This is a genomic window from Azospirillum oleiclasticum, from assembly GCF_013423485.1.
GTDB lineage: Bacteria > Pseudomonadota > Alphaproteobacteria > Azospirillales > Azospirillaceae > Azospirillum > Azospirillum oleiclasticum.
Genome location: NZ_JABFFR010000001.1, coordinates 862,265 through 882,771, shown reverse-complemented (window position 1 = coordinate 882,771; position 20,507 = coordinate 862,265). Strand labels below are relative to the sequence as shown.

Here is a 20,507-nt window from a genome sequence, read left to right as displayed (position 1 = left end):
GGCCGCCAGGAAGAGGACGACCATGGGGCGATTGCAGGGAAAGACCGCGGTGATCACCGCCGCGGCTCAGGGTATCGGGCGTGCGACGGTGGAGGCCTTCTCGCGGGAGGGGGCGACCGTCTGGGCGACCGACATCAACGAGGCGAAGCTGGCCGACCTCGCGGGTCTGCCGGGCGTGACCGTGCGCCGGCTCGACGTGCTGGACACCGCGGCGGTCAACGCCTTCGCGGCCGAGGCCGGACCGGTCGACACGCTGTTCAACTGCGCCGGTTTCGTCCACGCCGGCAGCATCCTGGACTGCACGGACGCCGAGTTCGACTTCGCCATCGACCTCAACGTGCGCTCCATGCACCGCACCATCCGCGCCTTCCTGCCGGGGATGCTGGAGCGGGGCAAGGGCTCCATCGTCAACATGTCGTCGGTCGCCTCCAGCGTGAAGGCGGTGCCCAACCGCTACGCCTACAGCATGACCAAGGCGGCGGTGATCGGGCTGACCAAATCGGTGGCCGCCGACGTGATCGCGCGCGGCGTGCGGGTCAACGCCATCTGCCCCGGCACGGTGGAGTCGCCGTCCCTGGAGGACCGGCTGCGCGCCCAGGGCGACTACGAGAAAGCCCGCGCCGCCTTCATCGCCCGCCAGCCCATCGGCCGCATCGGCAAGCCGGAGGAGATCGCGGAGCTGGTCACCTACCTCGCCTCCGACGCCGCCGGCTACACCACCGGGGCCATCCACATCATCGACGGCGGCTGGGCCGCCTGAGCCTGCATCGATCGGGGAAACCATCATGAAGCTGTTGCGTTATGGCGCCGCGGGCGCCGAGAAGCCGGGCCTGCTCGATTCCGAAGGCAAGATCCGCGACCTGTCCGGCGTGGTCGGCGACATCGCCGGCGACACGCTGCTGCCGGACGGTCTGGCCAAGCTGCGCGCCATCGACCAGGCCACCCTGCCGCTGGTGGAGGGCGACCCGCGCCTCGGCCCCTGCGTGGCGGGCACCGGCAAGTTCATCTGCATCGGCCTGAACTACTCCGACCACGCGGCGGAGACGGGGGCCACCGTGCCGCCGGAGCCGATCATCTTCATGAAGGCGACCAGCGCCATCGTCGGCCCCAACGACGCCATCGAGATCCCGCGCGGCTCCGAGAAGACCGACTGGGAGGTCGAGCTGGGCGTGGTGATCGGCAAGACCGCCAAGTATGTCAGCGAAGACGAGGCGATGGACCACGTCGCCGGCTACTGCGTCATCAACGACGTGTCCGAGCGCGCCTTCCAGATCGAGCGCCACGGCCAGTGGACCAAGGGCAAGTCCGCCGACACTTTCGGCCCCACCGGCCCCTGGCTGGTCACCGCCGACGAGGTGGAGGACCCGCAGAAGCTCGCCATGTGGCTGGAGGTCAACGGCCACCGCTACCAGAACGGCAGCACGGCCACCATGGTCTACGGCGTGCGCTATCTGGTGTCCTACCTGTCGCAGTTCATGTCGCTGCGCCCCGGCGACATCATCTCCACCGGCACCCCGCCGGGCGTCGGCCTCGGCCTGAAGCCGCCGACCTTCCTGAAGGCCGGCGACGTGGTGACGCTGGGCATCGAGGGCCTCGGCACGCAGCGTCAGGTCTGCGTGCAGGGGTAAGGCACGACACCGGCCTAACGGCCGGAAGGCAGCGGCGGGATGCGCACGAGCAGCGTGTCCCGCAGCGCCTCAGGCCGGGCGCTGCGCATCATCTTGCCGTCGGCGCGGCCGATGTAGGTTTCCGCGCAGGCGAGCAGGGCCGGAGCGGCCGTCTCCGGATCCAGGTCCGCGAACAGGAAGCTCCACTTCCCCTCCCCGGCCAGCGCCACGGCGCAGGACCGGGCGCAAGCGTTCATGCACTGCACCGGCGCCAGCGCGACGGCGTCGCGGTGAGCCCAACCCTCCATCGCCGCGGCCAGCGCCGCCAGCATCCGCTCGCCGTCCGGCGGCACAGCGGGATCGGCGGGGGCGCGGCGGCAGGTGGTGCAGACGTGGATGGCGTGTCGGGTGTGGGGGGGCACGGAACGGCTCGCGTGGTCGGTCGGTGGCGCACCCTAGCACCGGACGCGGACCTGCGACATCACAGCCGTCACTCCGGTTCCCGGCCGGACGCCAGCGCCTCCAGCCAGGCGAGCGCCGCCCCGACCGCGTGCACCGTCGGCGCTCCGGTATCCGCCGGGCGTTCGACCATCACCACGGGAATGCCAAGCCGGCGTGCCGCCTCCAGCTTGGCCGCGGTGGCGGTGCCGCCGCTGTTCTTGCTGACCAGCGCGTCGATGCGATGCTCCGCCAGCAGGGCCAGTTCCCCTTCCAGCGTGTAGGGGCCGCGGTCGAGGATCACCCGGTGGTCGGGCAGCTCCGGCGGCGGGTCCGGCGGGTCGACCGCGCGGATCAGGTAGCTCCAGTCCGGCACGGCGGCGAAGGGCGCCAGCTCCTGCCGGCCGACGGTGAGGAACACCCGCCGGCCCAGCGGCCGCAACGCCTCGGCCGCCGCGGCCATGTCGGGCACGCCGATCCAGCGGTCTCCGGGTCCGGCGGTCCAGGCGGCACGGGTCAGCACCAGCAGCGGCACCCCGGCCCTCGCGCAGGCGGCCACGGCGTTGGCGGAGATGCGGGCGGCGAAGGGGTGGGTGGCGTCCACCACCGCACCGATCCGGTTTTCGGTCAGATAAGCCGCCAGCCCGTCGGCCCCGCCGAAGCCGCCGACGCGGGTGGGCAGCGGTGGCAGCACCGGCCGCGCCGTCCGCCCGGCCAGCGATACCTCCGCCGCGATGACGGGATGGTCGGCCAACCGCTTCGCCAGAGCCATCGCCTCCGTGGTGCCGCCGAGGATCAGGGCCTTCATGCGCCGCGCTCCACTGGATCTTTCACGCCCTCGCCCGGCCCCCGCCACGGAGCCTCCCCGGCGACCCGCCCTTCCCGGTCCACCACCAGCACCTCCACCGCGATCGGCGCCCCGTCCAGCACGGCCAGAGCCGTTGCCTGGGCCAGGGCGGCCACATGGTCGGCGAGCGGCAGCCCGGCCTGCTGCACCATCCCCAGCACCTGCGCCGCCGTGTTGGCGCTCCGCGCGTTGTCCACGAGATCGGCAGGCGCGCCCAGCACCGCCAGCCGGTCGGCCAGCCAGCCGAGATCGACCACCCCGCGCTTGGAATGCAGATCCAGGATGCCCTGCGCCAGCTTGCTGAACTTGGCGAAGCCACCGGCCAGCGTCAGCCGGGGCACCGGGTGGCGGCGGAGATACTTCAGCGTGCCGCCGGCGAAGTCGCCCATGTCGATCAGCGCCTGCTCGCTGAGACCATGCCGGCGCTGGGCCGCCCCCTCCGACGCGGCCCCGGTCGCCGCGGCGACATGGGTGAGCCCGGCAGCCCGCGCCACATCCACCCCGCGCTGTATGGACGCGATCCAGGCGCCGCAGGAATAGGGCACCACGATGCCGGTGGTGCCGAGGATCGAGAGCCCGCCGACGATCCCCAGCCGCCCGTTCAGCGTCCGCTCCGCCAGCTTTTCGCCGCCGGGAATCGAGATTTCGACCAGCAGGTCGGGCGCCGTGCCGGCCTCCGCCGCGGCCTCTTCCACCGCGCGGCGGATCATGGCGCGGGGAACCGGGTTGATCGCCGGCTCCCCCACAGGCACCGGCAGGCCGGGCCGGGTCACCATGCCCACGCCCTCCCCAGCCCGGAACAGCACACCGGCCCCGGCCGGTGCCCGCTCCACGCGCGCGCGGACCAGGGCGCCGTGCGTCACGTCGGGATCGTCACCCGCGTCCTTGACCACCCCGGCCGCCGCCCAGCCGTCGCCCCGTTCGGTCCAGCCGAGTGCGAAACATGGCGTCTGGCCGCCGGGAAGCGTCACCATCACCGGATCGGGAAAGTCCCCACCGAACAGGGCCGCCGTCGCGGCGCGGGTGGCGGCCGCGGCGCAGGTGCCGGTGGTCCAGCCCCGGCGCAACGCCTGCCCGTCCCGCTCCCCGTCCATGGCACCGTCGGTCATGGCTCCCCCGTGCCTCCGCGTCCAGCAGCCCCATCGATCACGCGCGGGATGGACTACGCCAAGCCGCAACGATCGTCCATGCCGGACGTGATCGATGCATGACGATCCCCCCATGGAACGAACGGGCCGACAGCGGCTTTCACGCTGTCCGCACCCCATATTGCGGGGTGTCATCCACCATCCGGACAACGCCGATGACCAGACAGCCGCCCACCGCCCTGCCGGCCAGCAGCCTCCGCCTGTCCTTCCGGCATCACGAGTCCTTCGACCCACCGCGCAAGAAGCCGATCCGCGACAACCTGTCGGCCGTCGAGGTGATCGGGGAATGCCTGTTCATCGCCGACGACGAGGGCGCGCGGATCGACCGGCTGACCGCCACCGGGCCCGGCGGCTACGGCGGGCACGAGCCCTTCTTCCTCGGCGGCGTCTTCGATCAGTTGGAGGCGACGGAGAAGGACGGAAAGACGGTCCACGACGAGGTGGACATCGAAGGGATGGCGGCGGACAGCGGTTGGCTGTGGGTGGTCGGCTCCCACAGCCTCGTGCGTGAAAAGCCGAAGGCGACGCAGCACGACGCCGACACCGCGCTGAAGCTGCTGACCGACGTTGACCGGAAGCCCAACCGCTTCCTTCTCGGCCGCATCCCGCTCCACCCGGCCGACGGCGCCGGGCTGGTCGAGCTGCGCGCGGAGGACGGGACGCGCAAGGCCGGCTGCCTGAAGATGGGCGGGAAGTCCAACGCCCTCATCAAGGCGCTGAAGAAGGACGAGCATTTCGGCCGCTTCCTGCACATCCCGGCCAAGGAGAACGGCCTGGACATCGAAGGGATGGCGGTGCGCGGCAACCGGGTCTTCCTCGGCCTGCGCGGTCCGGTCCTGCGCGGCTGGGCCTGCATCCTGGAACTCTGCGTGGAGGCAACGAAGAAGGGGCGGCTGAAGCTGACCGTGCCGGACGGTGACGGTCTGCCCTACCGCAAGCATTTCATGGAGCTCCAGGGACTCGGTATCCGCGAACTGGCCTTCGACGGTGACGACCTGCTGATCCTGGCCGGGCCGACCATGGATCTGGACGGGCCGGTGCGGGTGTGGCGCTGGTCCGGCTGCCTGGACAGCGACGCGCCCACCATCACTCCCACGGAGCGGCTGACGCCGGTGCTGGAGCTTCCCTTCGGTGAGGACTGCGACCATGCGGAGGGGATCGCCGTGGTCCGGTCTCCGGACGGGGCGAAAACGCTGCTGGTCGTCTACGACAGCCCGTCCTCCGATCGCCGGACGGGAGCCACCGACGTGCACGCCGATCTGTTCGCCCTGTAGGGCCGAGGAAACATCCACCCTCTCCGCCCTGTTCATGCTCGCAACGACCAGGACGGAGGAATGGAATGTCGAACCTGACAAAGCTGCTGGGCACCCTGCTCGCCAGCGGCATGGCCGGCCACAGTCGCCGCGGCCCGCATTTCGCCGCGTCGCCCTTCGGCATGGGCGCCGGATTGGGCGGGCTCGGCGGTGCGGCGGCAATGGCGGCCGGCGGGCGCAAGGGCGGGTTCAAGAACGCCGCGGGCCTCGCCGCACTCGGTTACCTCGCCTACAAGGCCTACCAGGACCACCAGGACCACCAGGGCCGCCAGCCCGCCGCCGGTACCGCCCCGGCGCAATCGTCCGCCACCGGCGGTCCGTCGCTGGGCGAGCGGCTGGCCGGTCTGCTGCAGCCGGAGCAGCGGGCAGCGCCCGAGGCGGCGGTCGGCGATCAGAAGGCCTTGCTGCTGATCCGCGCCATGGTCGCCGCGGCGGCGGCGGACGGCACCGTCGATGCCACCGAGCGTCGCCGCATCCTGGACCGCATGAGCGCGGCCGGGGCCGACGAGGAGGACCGGCGGCTGATCGAACGCGAGCTGGACACCCCCGCCCCGCTCGACAGCATCGTCAACCAGGTGCACGACGCGGAGACGGCCGAGCAGGTCTACCTCGCCTCCCTTCTGGCGATCGAGGCGGACAGCCCGGCCGAGCGCAGCTATCTGCACTACCTCGCCGCCCGTCTCAACATAGGCGAGGAGCGGGCCCGGGAGCTGTCGGCGGCGGCCTAACCGCGCGCCAGCGACGCCTCCACCGGATCGGCGGCGGCCTTGAGGATCTCGGCGCTGCGGCGCAGGCCGGCGCGCTCGTCGTCCGAGAGGTCCGGCATAACCGTGCCTACCACCCCGGCCGCCGCCACCACCCGCGGCAGCGACAGGGCAACCTTGGGCACGCCCAGCACCTCGTCGTTGAGGATCGAGCAGGACAGCACCGCCCGCTCGTCGCGCGCGATGGCGCCGACGATGCGGGCGATGCCGCTGCCGATGCCGAAGGCGGTGTGTCCCTTGCCTTCGATGATGTGATAGGCGGCACGGCGCACCCCCGCGTCGATCGCGGCGCGGTCCGCGTCCGTCAGCGGCATGTCGGACTGCCGGGCGAAGCGGTCCACCGGCATGCCGGCGACGGTGGCGGTGGACCAGACCAGCACCTCCGAGTCGCCATGCTCGCCCACCACGTGGGCGTGCACGGATTTGGGCGTCACCGCCAGCCGCTCGGCCAGCAGCGCCCGGAAGCGTGCGGTGTCGAGGATGGTGCCCGACCCGATCACCCGTGACGCCGGCAGGCCGGAGATGCGCGTTGCCACCTGGGTCATCACGTCCACCGGGTTGGTGGCGACCAGCAGGATGGCGTCCGGGGCGGCAGCCAGCGCCGGGCCGATGATGGCTTCGAACACGCGGGCGTTGCGTTCCAGCAGCTCCAGCCGGGTCTCGCCCGGCTTCTGGCCGACCCCGGCCGCCAGCACGATCACGCCGGCGCCACCCAGCGCGTCATAACCGCCGTGCCGCACCGCCACCGCGTGCGCGAAGGGGACGGCGTGCGCGATGTCCTGCGCCTGCGCCGCCGCCAGCTTGGGATTGGCGTCCACCAGCACCAGCTCGCTGGCGCTGCCGCCCATCACCATGGCAAAGGCCGCGGTGCTGCCCACCGCGCCCGCGCCGACGATCCCGACCTTCATGCTCTCCTCCCTCTTGTGGTGCCGTCCCGCCGCTAGAGCGGCAGGCGCAGCCGCACGCGCAGCCCCCCGTGGGGGCTGTCGGACAGGGTGATGTCGCCGCCATGGCCGCGCACCACGTCGCGCGCGATCGTCAGCCCCAACCCCGAGCCTCCGGTCGCCCTGTTGCGCGACGAATCCAGACGGAAGAACGGCTTGAACACGTCCTCCCGGTTCCGTTCGGGGATGCCGGGGCCGTCGTCGTCCACCGTGATCTCGATGGCGCCGGCCATGCGCGACGCCTCCACCCAGATGCGGTCGGCGTGACGCCGGGCGTTGGCGATCAGGTTGGCGAGGCAGCGGCGGGTGGCGCTGGGACGGAGCGGCAGGGTCAGCTGCTCCTCGGCGGCGAGTTGCACGTCCGCACCCTCACGCCGGGCGCCGTTGACCACCTCGTTGAGCAGGCGGGTGAGGTCGGTCGGCTGCACCGCCTCCGCCCCCTCGCCGCGGGCGAAGGCCAGATAGCCCTCGATCATCGCCTCCATCTCGGCGACGTCGTCCTTCAGCTCCTCCACCTCCGGGTTCTCGCCCAGCATGTCGAGCGCCAGCTTCATCCGGGTCAGCGGGGTGCGCAGGTCGTGGCTGACGCCGGCCAGCATCTCCGTGCGCTGGCTGATCTGGCGCTGGATGCGCTCGCGCATCACCAGGAACGCCGCCGCCGCCTGCCGCACCTCGCTGGCCCCCTCCAGCTTGAAGTTGGCGACATCGCGCCCCTTGCCGAATCCGTCGGCGGCGATGGCGAGGCGGCGGATGGGCCGGATCTGGTTGCGCATGAAGATGATGGCGATGGCGAACAGCACGAGGGCCGAGCCGACCATCCACAGCAGGAAGATGTAGGTCGTCGGGCTGAACAGCCGCTTTTCCGGCGACATGACGGAGACCACGCCGGCCGGAATCTCCACTCGGATCTCGTACCAGTCCTCCACCAGCTCGGTGTTGATGGTGAAGGGCCGGCGCACCCGCTCGATCATGGCCTGGCGCAGGGTTTCGGCCACCATCCCGCGCGACCGCGTCGTTTCGGTGGCAAGCCGCTTGCCGGTCTCCAGCGTAACGATCAGGTCGGTGGTGCGCGCCGCCAGGGCCAGGGTCCGCTCCCGCTCCTCGGCGGTCGGGTCGTCCTCCAGAAGTTCCACCACCATGGCGATGTCGCCGGCGACGCCGAAGGCGAGGCGCCGGCTCATGGAATCCCAGTGGCGGTCGTAGAAGATCCAGGTCGCCACCGCCTGCGCCAGCACCACCGGCGTCACGATGATCAGCAGCGACCGGCCGAACAGCGTGCGCGGCAAGATGCGCTTGATGCCGAGGAAACCACCGCGGGGGCGGTAGGGGCGGACGGCATCGCCGGCGGTCGCGGTCATGGATCGGGTCTCAGCACATACCCCTCGCCGCGCACGGTCTGGAGATAGCGCGGCTCGCCGGGGTCCGGCTCGATCTTGCGGCGCAGGCGGGTGACCTGCACGTCCACGGCGCGGGCGTTGCCCGCCACCTTGCTGCGCTCGGTCAGCTCCTCCCGGCTGAAGGTGACGCCGGGGGAGGCCGCGAGCACCCGCAGCAGGCTGGCCTCGGCCGTGGTCAGCCGCACCACCTCGTCGCCCGAGCGCAGCTCGTCACGGTCGGGGTGGAACATCAGCGGGCCGAGCCGCACAGGTGGGGCCGTCGACGGCTCCACCGGCCGCACCGCCTGCCGGCGCAGGATCGACGTCATGCGCAGCACCAGCTCCCGCGGCTGGAAGGGCTTGGCGAGATAGTCGTCCGCACCGGCCTCGAGCCCGGCGATGCGGTCGTCGGATTCGCCGCGCGCGGTCAGCAGAAGGATCGGCACGTCGCTGTCGCGGCGCAGGGATTCGGTCAGCTCCAGCCCGCTCTCCCCCGGCATCATGATGTCGAGCACGATGAGGTCGAAGGCCAGCCCGCCCAACTTGGCGCGCGCCTCCGCCGCATCCCTGGCGGTGGTCACGAGGAAGCCGTTGGTCGACAGGTAGCGTCGCAGCAGCTCGCGCAGGCGCGTGTCGTCATCGACCACGAGGATGTGGGGCTGATCGTCGGTCATGACCGCGACTATAGCGCGCCCCGCCGCCATCCTCCACGCCCGACACCCGGTCAGGGGGCGGGCGGCGGCAGGCAGTTGGCAAGGATCGCGTAGCACAAGGTTATGTCCCGGTTCTGGTTGTAGGTCAGTTCCCGCACGCGCCCGTCGCGGATGGTGAAGGTGGCGTCGCAGCGGTAGGAGCGCGACCAGGTCGACACCTCCGGTCGGAAGACCCCGCGGCCGGCCCAGGGAAAGGGTTCGTAGTCCACGTCGCGTTCGACGATCGTCTGCTCGCGGCTGTAGGTCAGATACTCCGCACCATCGGCAGCGGCCGTGCGCTCCGGGACTCCGGCGCACGACAGCAACGCGGTCTTGGGCGTGCCGACCAGCGTTTCCGGAGCCTTCAAGGCAAGCTGTGCGCCGGGATTGGCGCAGGCGCCGAGGACGGCGAGCAGGGGAAGCAGCAGCGGTGCGCGTGATCGGATCATATGGTCCTCCCCTCGCCGTCCGCTTCCGAGATGGCGGTGCGGCGGAAACGCCCGGCTGGTGGTCCGGGTTCCTTTCATCAACCGTGCGCGTATTATCCTTTCGGAAACCACGGGGATCTAGCGTAGCGCAAAGCCCACGCACGACGATCGGAGCCGACCCCATGCCGATGAACGTCCTCGAGGTGGCCGTCTACGCGATGGTCCTCTCCAACGCCCAGCCCACAGCCTTCGAATGTGTCGCGGTGCAGCCGGAAGGCGTGAACTGCACCAACGGCCTCTACGCCAAGCCCGAGGGAGAGAGCGTCATCGCCTTCAACACGGGTGTGAAGGTGCTGAAGGGGAACAAGGGTCAGGTCTCGCTGACCAACGGGCTGACCACCTATTTCGACGCGTCGGCCTGGGTGTCGTTCAAGAACGGCAAGGGCGACACGCTCGTCAGCGTGCGCAAGACCGCCCCTTACCGTTTCCGCTTCTCCAACGGCTACACCTGTGCCATCGCCGGCAAGGAAAGCGACATCGCGACCTGCTTCAAGTCGTGAGCTGAAGCCCGCCCTGCCCACCGACGATCCGGGCGAGGTCGGCTCCCCGCAGGGTCGTCGCGTTGGTCCGGCTTCCCGTCAGATCGGCACCGTTCATCAGCGCGCGCGCCAGGCTGGTGTCGCGCAGGTCGGCGCCGATCAGGCTCGTTCCCTCCAGATTGGTCGGCCAGAACCGGCTGCCATCGCCCGACACGTCGACCGACCGCATGGTGACCCGCCACAGCTTGGCGCCAGCCAGATTGGCGCCGCGCAGGTTGCAGCCGGACAGGTCGGCGCTGGTGAAATCCGCGTCGCGCAGGTCGGCGTAGGACAGGTCCGCCATCACCAGCCGCGATCCGGAAAAATCCGCCCCGCGCAGGCCGCAGCGCCGCATCACCGAGCCGGAGAGGAGCTGGTTGGCGAAGCTGAGCCCGCGCAGATCCGCGCATTCCAGCTCGATCCGCCGCCCGGCCCGGCCGTCATGCTCCACCCAGAGCTGATGGGCGGAGATCATGTCGGCGACCCGCTCCGCCAGCGGGACCATGCCGGTGCCGTCGATGTCGATCCCGCGCCGCTCCAGTTCCGCCCGCTGGTCCTCCCGCAGCTTGGCTCCGGCCAACACGATGCCGTCGAGCTGCGCACGGTGCAGCGTCGCACCCGTCAGGTTCGCCGCCACCAGCACGGCCCCGCCGAGATCGGCCCCCGTCATGTCGGCGCCCGTCAGGTCGCAGCCGGTGAGGTCGCACTGGCTCATGCGGCAATCGGTGAGCAGCGTGCGCACCATGGTGGCGCCGATGAAGGTGGTGACGCCGCTCTGATTGCCGGCCGGCCGGCGGGCACCGGCCGGGGCCATGGCCCCTTTCCGAAGGTCGGCGCCGCGCAGGTCGGCGGAGGACAGACGGGCGCGGTCCACCCGCGCGCCGCGCAGGTCGGCCCCGCTCAGCCGCGCGCCGGTAAGGTCCGCGTGGGACAGATCCGTGCAGAAAAGGTCGGCCTGGGCAAGTTCGGCACCCGTCATCCGGGACCCGGACAGCGACGCACCCGCCAGCTTCGCCCCGGAAAGATTGATCCGGTTGAGCCCTAGCCCGGAGAGATCGAAGAAGCTGAGATCGGCCCGCCGCCCCCGCCCGCCGGTGTCGTGCTTCAGCCAGCGTTGATGCAGAATCAAAGCATCGCGAATTGCCCTCAAATGCTTTTCATCGTGCTCCGCCATGGACGCCCTCCGTCGACGTCCCCCGGCAGGACCAACTCTTGGAAACGTCAGCCATCGGATCGAAAGAATACTGTACGCGTCGGGAAACGCAACAAAGCTGAAGCGGCTACGAATTCATAGTGCGCGGCAAACGGCTGCCCGCCACGCACCCGCGTGGCGCAGCGCACGGCGGAGATCCATGCGGACCCCGTCACGTTGACGTGAGACCGCGCGTCGCAGCCCTGGACATCGTGAACGCATACACCAATATGTTCGGTAGCGACAACAGTGCTACCCGTAAACCGCTGGGGTGAAAAGGCGCGCCATGACACGTCGATCCCTGTTCGGCACCGGATTCGGAAAGCTGTCCGAAGGACTTTTCGGAAGGCCGGCCGACTCCGACTCGACCACCTACCCGGTTGGCAAAAGCGAGGAGGATTGGCGGGAGAGCCTGTCCCCTGCCCAGTATTACGTGCTTCGGGAGCACGGGACCGAGCGGGCGGGGACCAGTCCGCTCAACCGCGAGAAGCGCCAGGGCGTGTTCGCCTGCGCCGGCTGCGGGCAGGCGCTGTTCAGCGCCGCCACCAAATACGACAGCGGCACCGGCTGGCCCAGCTTCTGGGATCCCCTCCCCGGTGCCGTCGGGACCTCGGTGGACCGCAAGCTGTTCCAGGAGCGGACGGAGGTCCATTGCTCGCAATGCGGCGGCCATCTCGGGCACGTCTTCGACGACGGCCCGGCCCCGACGGGTCTGCGCTATTGCATGAATGGCGTGGCCATGACCTTCGAGCCGGACGACGGGGCATGACGGGAGACCACATCCGCAATTGCTAAGTTGTCTAAGCAAACCAATTGCCGGGTAGCGGGGCGGCTTGGCTGTGACATAAAATGTCCCCTGGCAATACACTTCCTTAACCGGTACGGGTGATCATGCTGGCGCGAGGCTTGAACAAAGGCGCGCCGCATGGTCATTTCGGGCGAATTCCTCGGAATGCTGCTGTTGGTCACCAGCGCTGCAGCGCTTGGCCTGTCCATAGTCATAGACGTGGGCAGGATCAGCGCCGAACGCGCGCGGCTGACCATGCTCCAGCGCCAGTTCGACAAGAAGCGCGCAGCGCACCGGGAATGGAACGCCAAGGCCGATCAGAAAGCGGTCGAGCTGAAGGCGCACCACACCCGACTGCTTGAATTCACCAGCCGCAAGCAGAAGGTGCAGCAGGAGATCAAGGCGCTGGAGTTCGTGCGCGTCGAGCTGGTGCATGAGCTGGGCGACCCCGCCCCCGGAGCCATGGGGTTCTGGGCGCAATTGCAGGTGATGCCGAACTTCGCCACCGTGGACCGGCACGAGGTGGTCTTCTCCCGCCAGATTTGGGAGTACCGGAACGTCGCGCATGTGTGGGCCGGCGCGTCGGAGCATGCGCAGGCGCTGCTGCGGATCGCCTTCACACAGCGCAGCGGTGTGCAGGCCACCCGGATGCTGCCGCTGGTCTTCGCACCTGACGGTGTGGAAGCGGACTCCGGCGCATACACGGGAATGGAGACCGGCGCATGATCGGGATGATGCTCTACATCTCCATGGCGCTGATGGTTCTGGCCGTCGTTTCCAACCGTTACTGGCACCGGCAGCTTCTCAAGACCCGCGACGACGTGGCGAAGCTGCGGGTCAGGGTGGAGAACATGCAGAAGGATGTGGCCTCCGTCGCCTCCGCCTACGCCACGCTGGCCCACGACACCGCCGACACGGAGCGGCGCGCCACCCGCGCCGAGCAGGAGGCCGCCGCCGCGTTGCAGGAGCTGGAGGCGAAGAAACAGGCGGGGACCGACCGCTACTACATCTTCGACCGGCTGGAGCCCCGCCCCGGCCGCTTCTGGGAGGCCGCGGTCCGCCATGTGCCCGACGCGGTGATCGACCGCTCCGCCCCGGTGAGCTGGTCGACGCCGCGCCGTTACATCCTGATCGCCGACACCGAGAAGGAGGCTCGCCGACGGGTCGCCGCCCGCATGCCGCGATCGCAGGGGTTCGACCTGATCCACGTCGTGCCCTGCCGCATCGGCAATCTCCAGGTCAGCCGCGTCTCGGAGCTGAGCACCTTCCGCAAGCCGGGAAGCGGCGGTGATGACGAGGGTGGCGGGCGGCGCGCCGCCGGCGCCCAGCGCGCCTGAGCCCCGTCGCCGCCGGGAATCGGTGGCCGCGTCCCGACCGATGCGTCATCCTGCACCGGTGCGTGCATCGGAGGGGTGAGTGCCCATGGTACCAGCGATCGGGCGGACGGCCGGACGATGGATGACCGTCCGTTACGGGCTGGCGCTCATCGTCATCGCGGTTTGCACGCTGATCGCCCACATCATGACCGAGCGGGTGATCACCCAGCACCAGGACACGCTGGAGGTGGTCAACCTCTCCGGCCGCCAGCGCATGCTGTCGCAGCGCGCCGCCCTGCTGGTCGGCAAGATCGGCAACACACCCGACGCCGAGGCGCGCGCCGCGTTGATCCCGCAGCTCGACACGGTCGTCACGATGTTCGAAAGCGCCCACCGGCGGCTGACCGGCACCGGGCCGGAGCCGGGGTTGGGACTGGCCATCCGCGACCTGTATTTCGCCGGGCCGGAGCCGTTGAACGACCAGGTCCAGCGCTTCATCGCCGCGCTGCGTGCGGTCATGGCCGCAGCGCCGGCGGGCCTGCCGCCGGATTTCGGCCCGGCGCGGCTGGTGACCGACGAGGCGCTCGGTTCGCTGCTCGACCGTCTCGACGAGATGGTCGCGCTCTATCAGGAAAACGGGGAGGAGGCGTTCCACACCCTGCGCGACCTCGGGCTGGCGGCGCTGATCATCACGCTGCTGACCCTCTGCGCGGAGGTGGTGGTGATCTTCCGGCCCATGGTGCGGCAGGTGCAGCGCCAGTTCGCCGAGATCACCCGCATGGCCGAGCGGCTGGAGCGCTCCAACGAGCATCTGGAGGAGCAGGTCCGCGTCCGCACCGCCGAGCTGCACGCCGCGAAGGACGCCGCCGAGCAGGCGCACCGCGCCAAGTCCCGCTTCCTGTCCTACGCCGGCCATGACCTGAAACAGCCGCTGGAAGCGATCGGCATGTTCACCGGGATGCTCGAACGGCAGGTGGCCGCTCCCCGTGGACAAGCCCTTCTCCGGGACATGCGGTCGGCCCAGCGGTCGATGCGCGATCTGCTGAACGCGATCCTGGAGATTTCCAAGCTCGAGTCGGGGGTGGTGGTGCCCCGCGTCCAGGCGGTGGCCCTCGCCCCGATCCTCGACCAGCTCGCCGCCGAGCTTGCCCCCGCCGCCGAGGAGCGCGGCCTGCGCTTCTCGGCCCCACCGACCGCGGCCGTCGTGCGGACGGACCCGTTCCTGCTGGAGCGGATCCTGCGCAACTTCCTGACCAACGCCCTGCGCTACACGGAGACCGGCGGCGTGTTGATCGGCTGCCGCCGTCGCGGCGGGTTGCTGTGGGTGGAGGTGCACGACACCGGCCGCGGCATACCGGAGGCCGACCGCAACCGCATCTTCGAGGAGTTCATCCAGCTCGACCGTCCCGACCGCGACCGCAGCGAAGGGATCGGCCTCGGCCTCGCCATCGCCGACCGGCTGGCGCGGCTGCTCGGCCACCCCGTGCGCGTATGGTCGCAGGAAGGCCGCGGGTCGGTGTTCGCCGTCGGGCTGACGCCGGCCGAGGCCGACCCCGCCGGTCAGACCAACCGGTCGCGCCCGAGTTCCTTGACCAGCAGCACGGCCTGAGTGCGGCTGCCCACACCCAGCGCCTTCAGCACCCCGGTCACGTGCGTCTTCACCGTGGACAGGTTGAGGCCCAGGCGGTTGCCGATGTCCTGGTTGGACAAGCCCTGCGCCAGAAGGTCGAGCACCTCGAGCTGCCGGCGCGTCAGTCCGTCGAGCGGTGCCGGCATGCGGCCGTTGCCGCGCTCCGCCGCGGTTCCGTCCGGGTCGCGTCCCGGCAGGCCGAGCACCGGCGGCACGTAGGAGCCGCCGGCCAGCACCAGCCGGAGGATGTTCAGGATCAGCACGTCGTCGGTCGATTTCGGGACGAAGGCGCGGGCACCCCGTGACAGCACCGACCGCATCTCGTCCGGCGACTCGATCATCGAGAAGATCACCACCGGCACCGGCGCCACCCGCTTCACCAGCGACTCGACGGCGTCGAGGCCGCCCATGCCGGGCATCCGCAAATCCATGATGATCAGCTCCGGCGCGGGGCCGGAGTCGAGGGCGGCGGTGAGCGCGTCGAAGCTGGTCACCGCGTCCACCGTCACGGCGTCCGCCAGTTCGGAGACGAGATGCGTCAACCCGCTGCGCACGATGGAATGGTCGTCGGCGATGAGGACGTGCATGGGGTCGGCGATCGAATTTCAGTGCTTTCTCGCGATTTCATACGCCGCTGCGGCGCAAAGCGCCAGAGTCGCTTACACTTCCCTTGTGCTTTCCAACACGATGACCGGCCCACCCGCCGCCTCCGCATCGCCGGCGTCATGCGTGACCAGCAGCGTCGGCACGCCGGCGGCCCGCGCCCGCGCGAAGACGAAGGCGCGCATCTGGTCGCGCAGGGCGGCGTCGAGCTTGCCGAACGGCTCGTCCAGCAGCAGCGCCCCGGGTTCGGCGAGCAGGGTCCGCATCAGCGCCACCCGCGCCCGCTGACCGCCGGACAGGGTGGCGGGGTCTCGCGCCGCGAAGCCAGCAAGCCCGGCGTCGGCCAGCGCCGCCTCCACCCGCTCCGCCCGCGTCCGCCGGCCACGCACCGAAGCCGGCAGGCCGAAGGCGAGATTGCCGCCGACCGACAGGTGCGGGAACAGCAGATCATCCTGGAACAGCGTTCCAACACGCCGCCGCTCCGGCGGCAGCCCCTCCAGGTCGCGGCCATCCAGCAGCACCCGGCCACGCGCCGTGAAGGCCGGGTCGAGGCAGCCGGAGATGAAGGCCAGCAGGCTCGACTTGCCGCAGCCGGACGGCCCCATCAGGGTCACCACCGCGCCGGGCGCCACCTCCAGCGTCAGCGGGCCGATCACCGGCTGTCCGGCGACGGCCAGCGACACCCCGTCGATGCGCAGGCTTCCGTTCATCCCGTCCTCATCCCCCGCCGCCGGCGGTGCATCCAGGCCGGCACGCCGACCGCCGCCGCGAAGGCCAGCAGCGGCAGCAGCGCCTGGGCAAAGGCGTAGACCGCGGTCACCCGCCGGTCGGCACCGGAGGCGAGCACCACCGCTTCCGTCGTCAAGGTCGCCACCCGGCCACTGCCGGCGAACAGCGTCGGCAGATACTGCGCCACACTGACCGAAAAGCCGATGGCCGCCGCCGTCGCCAGCGGGCGCAGCAGCAGCGGCACCCGCACCCGCAGGAAGCTGCGCCAGGGACCGGCCCCCAGCGCCCGCGCGCTGCGCTCGTAGCGCTCATCCAGCGCCCGCCAGGGATCGGCGAGCGCCAGGAACATGTAGGGAAGCACATACAGCAGATGCGCCCACACCAGCGCCGGCCAGCGCCCGTCCAGACCGGCCGCCACCAGCACCACCTGGATGCCGAAAAGAAAGCCGACCGACGGCACCAGCAGCGGCAGATAGACGAGCCACAGGGCCCGCCCTGCCAGGGCGGCCGGCAACCGCCGTCCGTTCTCCAGGCAGCCGGCAACAAGGACGAGACCCACCCCGACCGCCGCGGCACCGATCAGCAGCGTGTTCAGCGCCGGCCCCGCCAGCCCCGGCCACGCGGCGGCGAGGGTGTCGAGCGTCCAGCCCGCCGGCAGCGGATCGGCGAAGCGCCAGCCGCGCGCCAACGCCCACAGGGCGAGCACCGCGATCGATCCCGCCACCGCCAGCACCGCCAGCGCCATGCCGGCCGCGGTCACCGCGCGCAGCCCCCACCCGGACCCGCCGCGCCCGCCGGCACAGGCCCAGCGTCGGCCGATCAGGGCCACCGCACGCTCCCCACCCAGCCACAGCAGGATGGCTCCGCCCACCAGTCCCGATTGGAGCACGGCGCCAGCCGCCGCCTGGAAGCGCAGCGCCAGATCCGGATCGGCGAACCAGCGCAGGACCAGCGGCGTCAGCGGCGGCGGCAGGGTCGGGGCCAGGACCAGCGCCGGTTCCACCGCCGACAGCGAATAGGCCAGCACCGCCAGCACCGGCAGCCGCACCTGCCGGTAGACCAGCGGCAGCACCACCTTCACCCACGCCGCCACCGGCCCGTAACCCAGGCTGCGGGCCGCGCGCAGCAGCCCGTCCGCCCCGGTCTGGCCGAGCGCCGCCGCGATGGCGAGGACGAGGAACGGCACCTCTTTGCAGACCAGCGCCAGCGTGTAGGCGATGCCCCAGGGGTCCTGCACCAGCGCGATGTCCGGCGGGCGCGTCCAGCCGGTGGCCCAGGGCGACAGCAGCCGGACGATCCAGCCGCTGGGCGCCACCAGGAAGGCGAAGCCGATGGCGAAGGCCGCGTGCGGCACCGCCAGCAGCGGCGGCAGCACCCCCCGCAGTACGGCGAACCACCGGCTGCCGTGCCACGCCGCGGCGATCCCGAAGGCCAGCGCCACGGACATCAGCGTCGCCGCCACGCCGGTGATGAGCGTCAACCGGATCGAGGCCGTGAGGCCCGGCGCCGCCAGAAGGTCGCGCCACGGTTTCAGCGTCGGCTCGGTCCCGCCAAGGGCCGGCAGGATGCCGAAGGACGGGAGCAGCGTGCCCACCAGCCCCACCAGGATCGGCCCGAGGAAGACCACGACGGTGACCGCCGGGAACAGCCCGAGCCCCACCGACGGGCGGGGAAGACCGGCGAGCGCCCAGCGGGCCGCGCGCAGCGCAGCGATCACCGCGCCCCCCTTTCACGCCGAAGTGACCCGGCCCCCCGGTTCCCCCGGCCCCTCGCCCGCCCTACCTTGGGAGCCACCGAGGAACGAACCGGGGATGCGACGTGGAGTCGATCTATTACGTGCTGTGCTGGGCCTGCCACCGCCGCTGCGACCATTGCTACGAGGACCGCTTCCGCCCCTATGTGCGCGACGCTCTCGAGGCCGTGGTGCGGGAGGCGGAGGAGAACGCCCCGCGCATCATCGCGCATCTCCCCGACAGCATGCTGTACCGCGACCTCGGCGATGTGGACGAGGCCGGGGCGCCGCGGGTGAAGATGGGACGGATCATCCTGGCCGGCGGCGACGTGCTGGTCGATCCCGTCCGCGAGCGGGTGCTCTACCCCACCCTGCGGCGGCTGCGCGCCCGCTACGCCGCCACCGGCGGGGTGCGGCTGGTGGTGCAGACCACCGGCGATCTGGTGACCGAACCGATCCTGCGCGAGTTGCTGGACGCCGGCATGGATCATCTGTCGGTGTCGGGGCTGGACGATTTCCACGTCGGCATGCAGGGCGGCCGGAAGGAGACGCTGAAGGACAGCCTGACCGCGCTGTTCGAGGGGCTGGGCATGATCGCGGGCTCCGCCGCCGTCGGTGACGGGCGACCGTCCTTCGGCTTCTTCGGCGCCACGCCGGAAAGCTGGATCGGCAAGATCTGGCCGCGCGGGCGGGCGTGGCAGAACGGGTTGTCCACAGCGACGCTGGCCGACAATTTCTGCGGCCAGTGGTCGGGCGGCATAGGCTTTCTGCGCCAGGGATGGGCCGGGGCCGAGGTGGCGGTGGAGCCGGACGGCCGCGTCTATCCCTGCTGCATGAAGACGCGCAAGGCCATCGGCAACCTGCTCGACGAGCCGCTGGCCGAGATCCTCGACAGCCTCGCCGGCCACCCGGCCTTCGAGTCGATCTCCGCCGGCCGGCCGGAACGGATGGGGCTGGCCGCCGGGTGGAGCATCGACCGCTATCTGGAGGCCTGCGAGACCACCACGCCCACCGGCCAGCCCTACCGCAACCTGTGCATCGGCTGCGACCGCTTCCACGAGGAGGTGCTGGGGCCGGTGATCGACCGCATCGCGGAGGAGCGCCGGGCCCGGCGCCACCTCGCGGCTCAGCCGCGGGAATAGCGCCGCTGCCATTCGGCCTCGATCCGCTCCATCCAGCTCGGGTGCGGCTCCGGCAGCGCGGGTCCGAGGCTGCCGGCTGCCGGGGCGGCCGGGTGCTTGGGCACCGCGTCGAACAGGGCGCGCTGATCGGGCGACAGCCGATCAAGGTCGAGCACGGTGTCGGAACCCCAATGCCGCGCGTCCTGCTTGCGGGCCTGCGCCTCCGGCGACAGCAGGAAGTCGATGACCACCAGCGCCGCCGCACGGGCGCGGGCGTTGTAGGGGATCGCCAGGAAGTTGGCGTTGCCGATGGTGCCGCCGTCCAGCGCGTAGACCCGCGCTGTCTTCGGAAGCTGCCCCTCCTCGATGGCGCTGGCCGCCTCCAGCGTCGAGAAGGCCATGGACAGATCGACCTCCCCGTCGGCGAGCAGCCGCCGCTGTTCGGGGCCGGAGGATGGGAAGGCGCGTCCGCCGCGCCAGGACACGGCGTGCAACGCGTCCAGCCAGGGCCACAGCGGTGCCGTCACGATTGCGAACGTTCCCTCCGTCGCCGGGGCCATCAGCGCCGCCTTGTCGGCGGCCAGCGCGTGGAGCGCCTGCTTCAGGAAGGTGGATCCCAGGAAGTGCGGCGGCTGCGGGTAGGTGAAGCGGCCCGGATTGGCCTTGGCCCAGGCCAGCAGCGCGTCGATGTTGCGTGGCGGGTCGGGAAGGACGGCGGTGTCGTGCAGAAAGACGAATCGCGCCATGCCCCACGGCGCCTCCATCCCCTCCACCGGCACGGTGAAATCGACGATGGTCGGCTTGTTCACCGTGTCCACCAGCGCGAAGCCGGGAAGCCGGTCGGTGAAGGGGCCGTACAGAAGGCCGTGCGCCTTCATCGCCGCGAAATTCTCGCCGTTGATCCACAGGAGATCGACGGAGCCCCCCTCCGACCGCCCGGCCGTTTTCTCCGCCAGGATGCGGGATACGGTTTCTGCAATGTCGGTCACCTTGACGTGGCGCAGCTCGATGCCGTGGCGGGCCTTCACCTGTCCGGCCGCCCACTGGATGTAGGCGTTGGCCTTGGTGGAGCCGCCCCAGGCGTTGAAATAGACGGTCTGCCCGCGCGCCGCGGCCAGCGTATCGTTCCAGCCTTCGGCCGCGGCGTTGCCGGCCATCAGCACCAGCGCCGTCAGGATACCCATGAAGAAGCGCCGCATCGGCCCGTCCCTGCCCGTTCGTCCGATGCAGACCATGTCCGTGTTCCGGCGGTTCGGGCAACC

Annotated in this window: 22 protein-coding genes; 10 read left to right on the top strand and 12 right to left on the bottom strand. The window is 70.8% G+C overall.

Translation table 11 applies throughout. The features are described 5' to 3' along the window. Positions 1-22: 22 nt before the first annotated feature. Together HL658_RS04170 and HL658_RS04165 are read left to right on the top strand one after the other, a co-directional pair. On the top strand, positions 23-760 hold the full coding sequence (locus HL658_RS04170; RefSeq protein WP_180280595.1) for an SDR family oxidoreductase: 738 nt from the start codon (positions 23-25) through the stop codon (positions 758-760). A gap of 25 nt (positions 761-785) precedes the next feature. Further along, complete coding sequence (locus HL658_RS04165; RefSeq protein WP_180280594.1) at positions 786-1,628, top strand: fumarylacetoacetate hydrolase family protein; 843 nt, start codon at positions 786-788, stop codon at positions 1,626-1,628. Between the two features lie 14 nt (positions 1,629-1,642). On the opposite strand, the gene HL658_RS04160 is transcribed toward HL658_RS04165, so the two are convergent. From HL658_RS04160 to HL658_RS04150, 3 genes are all read right to left on the bottom strand, one after another. Continuing rightward, complete coding sequence (locus tag HL658_RS04160) at positions 1,643-2,029, bottom strand: DUF1636 family protein (protein ID WP_180280593.1); 387 nt, start codon at positions 2,027-2,029, stop codon at positions 1,643-1,645. Positions 2,030-2,097: 68 nt separating this feature from the next. After that, positions 2,098-2,853 (bottom strand): cobalt-precorrin-6A reductase, encoded by a 756-nt coding sequence (locus HL658_RS04155; RefSeq protein ID WP_180280592.1) that lies wholly within the window; start codon positions 2,851-2,853, stop codon positions 2,098-2,100. After that, positions 2,850-3,986, bottom strand: coding sequence for a cobalt-precorrin-5B (C(1))-methyltransferase (locus HL658_RS04150; protein WP_180280832.1), 1,137 nt, complete (start codon positions 3,984-3,986; stop codon positions 2,850-2,852). Before HL658_RS04150 ends, HL658_RS04155 begins: the two co-directional genes overlap by 4 nt. A gap of 209 nt (positions 3,987-4,195) precedes the next feature. Here HL658_RS04150 and HL658_RS04145 point away from each other — a divergent pair, with 209 nt between their 5' ends. After that, a complete protein-coding gene (locus HL658_RS04145; RefSeq protein ID WP_180280591.1) occupies positions 4,196-5,314 on the top strand; it encodes a DUF3616 domain-containing protein in 1,119 nt (372 codons plus the stop codon). A gap of 65 nt (positions 5,315-5,379) precedes the next feature. Next, a complete protein-coding gene (locus HL658_RS04140) occupies positions 5,380-6,081 on the top strand; it encodes a tellurite resistance TerB family protein (RefSeq protein ID WP_180280590.1) in 702 nt (233 codons plus the stop codon). On the opposite strand, the gene HL658_RS04135 is transcribed toward HL658_RS04140, so the two are convergent. The 4 genes from HL658_RS04135 to HL658_RS04120 are packed head-to-tail and all read right to left on the bottom strand — an operon-like array spanning position 6,078 to position 9,578. Continuing rightward, a complete protein-coding gene (locus HL658_RS04135) occupies positions 6,078-7,025 on the bottom strand; it encodes an L-lactate dehydrogenase (RefSeq protein ID WP_180280589.1) in 948 nt (315 codons plus the stop codon). The two genes, HL658_RS04140 and HL658_RS04135, sit on opposite strands and share 4 nt — an antisense overlap. Before the next feature lie 32 nt (positions 7,026-7,057). Then, positions 7,058-8,419: an ATP-binding protein gene (locus HL658_RS04130; RefSeq protein ID WP_180280588.1), complete on the bottom strand. Its 1,362-nt coding sequence runs from the start codon at positions 8,417-8,419 to the stop codon at positions 7,058-7,060. Beyond that, the gene (locus HL658_RS04125) at positions 8,416-9,111 is read right to left on the bottom strand and encodes a response regulator (protein WP_180280587.1); all 696 of its coding nucleotides are present in this window, start codon (positions 9,109-9,111) and stop codon (positions 8,416-8,418) included. The genes HL658_RS04130 and HL658_RS04125 overlap by 4 nt, the downstream gene beginning before the upstream one ends. A 50-nt stretch (positions 9,112-9,161) precedes the next feature. After that, positions 9,162-9,578 (bottom strand): hypothetical protein, encoded by a 417-nt coding sequence (locus HL658_RS04120; RefSeq protein ID WP_180280586.1) that lies wholly within the window; start codon positions 9,576-9,578, stop codon positions 9,162-9,164. A gap of 161 nt (positions 9,579-9,739) precedes the next feature. Between HL658_RS04120 and HL658_RS04115 the strand changes: the two genes are divergently transcribed. Further along, positions 9,740-10,117: a hypothetical protein gene (locus HL658_RS04115; RefSeq protein WP_180280585.1), complete on the top strand. Its 378-nt coding sequence runs from the start codon at positions 9,740-9,742 to the stop codon at positions 10,115-10,117. Here HL658_RS04115 and HL658_RS04110 read toward each other — a convergent pair. Beyond that, positions 10,107-11,309: a pentapeptide repeat-containing protein gene (locus HL658_RS04110; protein ID WP_180280584.1), complete on the bottom strand. Its 1,203-nt coding sequence runs from the start codon at positions 11,307-11,309 to the stop codon at positions 10,107-10,109. The two genes, HL658_RS04115 and HL658_RS04110, sit on opposite strands and share 11 nt — an antisense overlap. A gap of 304 nt (positions 11,310-11,613) precedes the next feature. Between HL658_RS04110 and msrB the strand changes: the two genes are divergently transcribed. The 4 genes from msrB to HL658_RS04090 all read left to right on the top strand — a co-directional run bounded on the left by msrB (position 11,614) and on the right by HL658_RS04090 (position 15,039). Further along, positions 11,614-12,096, top strand: coding sequence for a peptide-methionine (R)-S-oxide reductase MsrB (gene msrB / locus HL658_RS04105; protein ID WP_180280583.1), 483 nt, complete (start codon positions 11,614-11,616; stop codon positions 12,094-12,096). Positions 12,097-12,252: 156 nt separating this feature from the next. Further along, entirely contained in the window at positions 12,253-12,840 is a 588-nt protein-coding gene (locus HL658_RS04100; protein WP_180280582.1) for a hypothetical protein, read from the top strand. Further along, positions 12,837-13,451, top strand: coding sequence for a hypothetical protein (locus HL658_RS04095; RefSeq protein WP_180280581.1), 615 nt, complete (start codon positions 12,837-12,839; stop codon positions 13,449-13,451). The genes HL658_RS04100 and HL658_RS04095 overlap by 4 nt, the downstream gene beginning before the upstream one ends. 121 nt (positions 13,452-13,572) lie before the next feature. Continuing rightward, positions 13,573-15,039 (top strand): ATP-binding protein, encoded by a 1,467-nt coding sequence (locus tag HL658_RS04090; RefSeq protein ID WP_246337260.1) that lies wholly within the window; start codon positions 13,573-13,575, stop codon positions 15,037-15,039. Here the strand turns inward: HL658_RS04090 and HL658_RS04085 are convergent. The 3 genes from HL658_RS04085 to HL658_RS04075 all read right to left on the bottom strand — a co-directional run bounded on the left by HL658_RS04085 (position 14,991) and on the right by HL658_RS04075 (position 18,109). Further along, positions 14,991-15,647: a response regulator transcription factor gene (locus HL658_RS04085; RefSeq protein WP_180280580.1), complete on the bottom strand. Its 657-nt coding sequence runs from the start codon at positions 15,645-15,647 to the stop codon at positions 14,991-14,993. The genes HL658_RS04090 and HL658_RS04085 overlap by 49 nt on opposite strands. 72 nt (positions 15,648-15,719) lie before the next feature. Continuing rightward, complete coding sequence (locus HL658_RS04080; RefSeq protein WP_180280579.1) at positions 15,720-16,373, bottom strand: ATP-binding cassette domain-containing protein; 654 nt, start codon at positions 16,371-16,373, stop codon at positions 15,720-15,722. Beyond that, positions 16,370-18,109 (bottom strand): ABC transporter permease, encoded by a 1,740-nt coding sequence (locus HL658_RS04075; protein ID WP_343054998.1) that lies wholly within the window; start codon positions 18,107-18,109, stop codon positions 16,370-16,372. Before HL658_RS04075 ends, HL658_RS04080 begins: the two co-directional genes overlap by 4 nt. Positions 18,110-18,210: 101 nt before the next feature. Here HL658_RS04075 and HL658_RS37945 point away from each other — a divergent pair, with 101 nt between their 5' ends. Next, positions 18,211-19,266: an SPASM domain-containing protein gene (locus tag HL658_RS37945; RefSeq protein WP_180280578.1), complete on the top strand. Its 1,056-nt coding sequence runs from the start codon at positions 18,211-18,213 to the stop codon at positions 19,264-19,266. On the opposite strand, the gene HL658_RS04065 is transcribed toward HL658_RS37945, so the two are convergent. Continuing rightward, entirely contained in the window at positions 19,251-20,444 is a 1,194-nt protein-coding gene (locus tag HL658_RS04065) for an ABC transporter substrate-binding protein (RefSeq protein ID WP_180280577.1), read from the bottom strand. The genes HL658_RS37945 and HL658_RS04065 overlap by 16 nt on opposite strands. Positions 20,445-20,507: the final 63 nt, after the last annotated feature.

Bases quoted from the DNA above. Each gene is read 5' to 3' on its own strand.
- HL658_RS04170 (WP_180280595.1), top strand. From the start codon at position 23: ATGGGGCGATTGCAGGGAAAGACCGCGGTGATCACCGCCGCGGCTCAG.
- HL658_RS04165 (WP_180280594.1), top strand. From the start codon at position 786: ATGAAGCTGTTGCGTTATGGCGCCGCGGGCGCCGAGAAGCCGGGCCTG.
- HL658_RS04155 (WP_180280592.1), bottom strand. From the start codon at position 2,853: ATGAAGGCCCTGATCCTCGGCGGCACCACGGAGGCGATGGCTCTGGCG.
- HL658_RS04150 (WP_180280832.1), bottom strand. From the start codon at position 3,986: ATGGACGGGGAGCGGGACGGGCAGGCGTTGCGCCGGGGCTGGACCACC.
- HL658_RS04145 (WP_180280591.1), top strand. From the start codon at position 4,196: ATGACCAGACAGCCGCCCACCGCCCTGCCGGCCAGCAGCCTCCGCCTG.
- HL658_RS04140 (WP_180280590.1), top strand. From the start codon at position 5,380: ATGTCGAACCTGACAAAGCTGCTGGGCACCCTGCTCGCCAGCGGCATG.
- HL658_RS04135 (WP_180280589.1), bottom strand. From the start codon at position 7,025: ATGAAGGTCGGGATCGTCGGCGCGGGCGCGGTGGGCAGCACCGCGGCC.
- HL658_RS04130 (WP_180280588.1), bottom strand. From the start codon at position 8,419: ATGACCGCGACCGCCGGCGATGCCGTCCGCCCCTACCGCCCCCGCGGT.
- HL658_RS04125 (WP_180280587.1), bottom strand. From the start codon at position 9,111: ATGACCGACGATCAGCCCCACATCCTCGTGGTCGATGACGACACGCGC.
- HL658_RS04120 (WP_180280586.1), bottom strand. From the start codon at position 9,578: ATGATCCGATCACGCGCACCGCTGCTGCTTCCCCTGCTCGCCGTCCTC.
- HL658_RS04115 (WP_180280585.1), top strand. From the start codon at position 9,740: ATGCCGATGAACGTCCTCGAGGTGGCCGTCTACGCGATGGTCCTCTCC.
- HL658_RS04110 (WP_180280584.1), bottom strand. From the start codon at position 11,309: ATGGCGGAGCACGATGAAAAGCATTTGAGGGCAATTCGCGATGCTTTG.
- msrB (WP_180280583.1), top strand. From the start codon at position 11,614: ATGACACGTCGATCCCTGTTCGGCACCGGATTCGGAAAGCTGTCCGAA.
- HL658_RS04100 (WP_180280582.1), top strand. From the start codon at position 12,253: ATGGTCATTTCGGGCGAATTCCTCGGAATGCTGCTGTTGGTCACCAGC.
- HL658_RS04095 (WP_180280581.1), top strand. From the start codon at position 12,837: ATGATCGGGATGATGCTCTACATCTCCATGGCGCTGATGGTTCTGGCC.
- HL658_RS04090 (WP_246337260.1), top strand. From the start codon at position 13,573: ATGACCGTCCGTTACGGGCTGGCGCTCATCGTCATCGCGGTTTGCACG.
- HL658_RS04085 (WP_180280580.1), bottom strand. From the start codon at position 15,647: ATGCACGTCCTCATCGCCGACGACCATTCCATCGTGCGCAGCGGGTTG.
- HL658_RS04080 (WP_180280579.1), bottom strand. From the start codon at position 16,373: ATGAACGGAAGCCTGCGCATCGACGGGGTGTCGCTGGCCGTCGCCGGA.
- HL658_RS04065 (WP_180280577.1), bottom strand. From the start codon at position 20,444: ATGCGGCGCTTCTTCATGGGTATCCTGACGGCGCTGGTGCTGATGGCC.